Here is a 4,258-nt window from a genome sequence, read left to right on the forward strand (position 1 = left end):
AGCCCGTTTCACGCAGAAAACCGGCGAAAGCTTCGTCCGGAATTCTTTCCACCACATCGTTGACGGCATAGGCAATATCATTCTCCTGAAGTTTTATTTCCAAGTCCAACGGCAAAACGATCTGATTCATGTTATAATGTTTAAACATAAGGATACCTCCGATTAATTTATTGTTGTGGTGACTTTAATTTTATCAGAAGGTATCCTTTTTTACTTTCTAAAACAAATAAAAAGTGGCATCTGCACCAACTTATGTTGGTGGATGCCACTCTTTTTTTTACTGGGTTTTGTCCCAGCCTCTTTTGCTCAAACTATTCTGTTTCTGCAGCAGGCCCTGCAGGTGGAGGAGTAGCTGGAGTGCTAGTTCCATTCAATGGGAATCGTATCGTACGGGGCGTTCCGTTATCACAGCGGTAATTATTAACATCAGTTAAGTTTGACAAGTCTTGTTGGTTTATTCTGCCTATCATTGGTCTAGTTACAGTCAACGTTGTACGCATAACGACTTTAAACAGGGCGGATGCTACTCCTACTACGCCTCCAATAGATGCCAACGGTATTGGTTGGATAATGATGCTGTCAACCTCTAGCTGTGATTCCGCCAAATAGTCTTCCGGACATGCACCAGGACATGGAGTATGCTCCTGGAATGGGAGACTTACAGATATAGGTAAAGCGATGCCGGCTACAGTAATATTCGCTGGTACATAACCGACATTGAGAACTTCATCCCTTAAAACAGTCCTGTTTTGAACGATACCTTCCAGATCCGGTGTTAAAGTAATCAGTGGAAGGGGTTCCCCAGGCCCTATTACAATTCCTAAAGCCGACAAAGGAATAGTTGCTTCCGCTACTTTTTGAACTTGTTTTGAACAAATGACCTTATTCACTAGGACTTCATGATCCGGGTAACGCGGTTTTCTGCTGCATCTGCAAGGAGAATCCATGGATCCGCATCTGTCGCATGATGAGATATGATAGTCATCATCTTTGCACCAGAATTCATCAAACCTCATATATTGTCCATCCTTTCTTTTGATTTATTAATCATGCACAACCACTAAATAGATTAACAACCTGTTTTGAACCTATTTAGTGTTGATTACGATATATTGTATTGAATCTATAACGAAAATGGTTGGACAATTACCATGGTTTTGAAAAAAGGCTCTTGTCCCTTAATAGGGAATTGTCTATTCCAGGTTATATATATCGGATTAAGATACTATTTCACGAATCCCTATAAAAAACCAAATTATTTTAAATAGATAAGACATGTATACAATTTATTTAGAGGTGTTTGAGTATATCCTAACGAATTGCTTGGACACATTACGCTGTTATTAAAAAAGTCATCGTCCTTAATTTTTTAAAAAAGAACGTTCATCATTATAGTTCATTTTCAAGACTGGGCATAATGGAAATTCGTTTGAAGAGTAAAGTATTTAAAAGTCACTTTTTGAAAAAAAACGAAGGGCTATGACCTTTTTTTGTAAAAGCCATATGTCCCTTCGAAAAAATCTTAAACTATTCATATTTATTATATCGGATGCTCGTGATATTTCGGCAATCCGTTGAAATGACTCTCTCGCTGGCGGGGTCAAAGAATGAAACACGGCACTCATCAAGATCGATTGATTTAAAATATAATGGGATATTTTTATCATTGGAAGTAGATATTTCGACAGGTACATTCTCTACAAAATCTCTAAAGATTCCGCATGCGCAGCTATGGTGATCATGGGATCGTTTTTCATGTGGGTAGTTTTCCGATGAATCATCATCTTCATCATAACCATACTCTGAATCAATCTGGTGTTCGGGACAATAAAAGTCTTCTTTGACTTCACTTAAAAAACATAAATCACAACAAGGCTGTTGCTCGAAATAGCCTGTTGAGCAACTGCATGTTCCATCGAGCTTTTCATTCACTTGTTCTTCTTGCAACAAAATAATCCCTCCTAGGTATTAGGTAATTGGTCTTTAGTTCATAGCATATGATTGATGGGGAAAAGTTGATTGGCCAAACTACCTATTATAAACAAACATTTCCATACTAAAATATTAAAAGACAAGAGAATATAGTCTTACCTAAAGAAGGGGAAAAGAACTGTGCAAAGGGAACGAGAAAATCTAATACTTTCCTCTATACGGTTGGGATGGTTGAGTGGAAGGAATTTAGTACAATCAAATAGGACACTGATCTGTTTATAAGACAAAACATATTTATCTTTACAATCCATGTAACATATTGCTTTCATTGACTATTTAGGTGAAAACTAGCCAAAGGAGGAAAAAAGTAAATGTAAACCGGATTGATTGAAGCTTAACGGTTTATCTTGGATTCGATTCCAATTTCTGTTCAAGCATTTGTTTATTAAACAGGATTCTTTCATCATTTGGGCGATATTCTCGGGCTTTTTCATTATGTTCATAAGATTTTTTTAATTCCTTTATATGGTAATAGCATACACATAGCTGCAGGTGTGGATACCAAGTTTGATAGGCGGGATAAGTAAAGCTCCATTTGTTCGGATCAACATTCAGTTCAGTAGCTAATTCATACCAAAATATAGCTGCTTTATAATCTCTTTTTTGTTGAAAATTGTAACCAATTCGGCAGGCTGTCTCTGGCCGTGGAGTCTTGGAGAACCTGAAAGAGGAAAATAAAGATGATAATTCCTTTTCTGTATCTCCTAAATGACGATAGCAATCTGCCTGGAAGATGCAGGCATACACTTTGTCTTCAATCCATCCTTCTTCCATATTAATTACCTTGGAGTAGCGATCAATGGCTTCTTTATAATGACCATTTTCCCGCAGTTCATTTCCGTAATAAAAGTGATCTCTTACTGTAAATGTATCGCCATTTTCAATCTTGTTTTTATAAATGGTGAGATTCCTGCCAACTGAATGGCTGTTTTTTAAATGGGTGACGGATATATCGGAATTTAGAACATTCCCTGATACTTCAATGTAATTATGAACATCTCCTTGCCATTGAAAATGTTTGCTTCGTTTTAAAAGTCGATTTCTCCTATAGCGTAATGTGATGTTGCCATATTCATCAATCCCCGCATTGTAAAACATTGAAACAGAATCAACATCAGGAGCCAAAGTCTCTTTCAGTAATTTAAACTTTTGTCGATCTTCTTCCATGAGTACATCATCTGCATCCAGATAAAATATATAATCCTTGGTTGCATGTCTAAAGGATTCGTTCCTTGCATCTTTAAATTTTCCTGTCCATTCGAAGAAAAATACACGATCCGTGTATTTCTTTGCGATTTCTACAGTTTTGTCCGTTGACCCTGTATCCACAATATTAATCTCATCAACTAGATCCTTAACGGAATCAAGACATCTTTCAAGTACATCTTCTTCATTTTTTACTATCATACATAAACTAATGGTATTCATGTTCTTTCCTCCAGTCACTTTTAATTTTGCAAAAAAGAAGATACTCAAAGGAGTATCTTCATATCATATCCCTGGGGGAAGAGGTGTGGTACCAAAAAATATACAAATCTAAAGTATGAACGTTACACGATCATGAACAACCCCCAACAATTCAGTTTTGTAGTTTATATCTACCTTAAGGTCCGGCAGGCCCTGTAGGTCCAGCAGGCCCCGTAGGTCCGGCAGGCCCTGTAGGTCCAGCAGGCCCGGTAGGTCCGGCAGGTCCTGTAGCTCCGTCAGCGCCGGCAGGTCCAGTAGGTCCAGCAGGCCCTGTAGGTCCAGCAGGCCCTGTAGGTCCAGCAGGCCCGGTAGGTCCAGCAGGTCCGGTAGGTCCAGCAGGCCCTGTAGGTCCAGCAGGTCCGGTAGGTCCAGCAGGCCCTGTAGGTCCGGCAGGTCCTGTAGCTCCGTCAGCGCCGGCAGGTCCAGTAGGTCCAGCAGGTCCTGTAGCTCCGTCAGCGCCGGCAGGTCCAGCAGGTCCTGTAGCTCCGTCAGCGCCGGCAGGTCCAGTAGGTCCAGCAGGCCCCGTAGGTCCTGTAGCTCCGTCAGCGCCGGCAGGTCCCGTAGGTCCGGCAGGTCCTGTAGCTCCGTCAGCGCCGGCAGGTCCCGTAGGTCCGGCAGGTCCTGTAGCTCCGTCAGCGCCGGCAGGTCCGGCAGGTCCAGCAGGTCCCGTAGGTCCTGTAGGTCCTGTAGGTCCAGCAGGTCCGGCAGGTCCAGTAGGTCCAGCAGGTCCGGTAGCTCCGTCAGCGCCGGCAGGTCCAGTAGGTCCAGCAGGTCCGGTAGCTCCGTCAGCGCCGGCAGG

At 41.7% G+C, this 4,258-nt stretch carries 4 protein-coding genes; all 4 read right to left on the minus strand.

Translation table 11 applies throughout. The features are described 5' to 3' along the window. Window positions 1–311: 311 nt before the first annotated feature. Window positions 312–1,016, minus strand: a complete 705-nt coding sequence (locus tag C509_RS0122670; protein WP_154654489.1) for a hypothetical protein — start codon at window positions 1,014–1,016, stop codon at window positions 312–314. A 511-nt stretch (window positions 1,017–1,527) separates the two neighbouring features. Further along, window positions 1,528–1,950 (minus strand): hypothetical protein, encoded by a 423-nt coding sequence (locus C509_RS0122680; protein ID WP_018709223.1) that lies wholly within the window; start codon window positions 1,948–1,950, stop codon window positions 1,528–1,530. A gap of 384 nt (window positions 1,951–2,334) precedes the next feature. Continuing rightward, window positions 2,335–3,420: a glycosyltransferase gene (locus C509_RS0122685; RefSeq protein ID WP_018709224.1), complete on the minus strand. Its 1,086-nt coding sequence runs from the start codon at window positions 3,418–3,420 to the stop codon at window positions 2,335–2,337. Window positions 3,421–3,595: 175 nt separating this feature from the next. After that, window positions 3,596–4,258: collagen-like domain-containing protein (locus C509_RS26785; protein WP_018709225.1), on the minus strand; the 663-nt coding region annotated here is incomplete at its 5' end.

The sequence above is a fragment of the Siminovitchia fordii DSM 16014 = CIP 108821 genome (genome assembly GCF_000374565.1).
GTDB lineage: Bacteria > Bacillota > Bacilli > Bacillales > Bacillaceae_C > Siminovitchia > Siminovitchia fordii.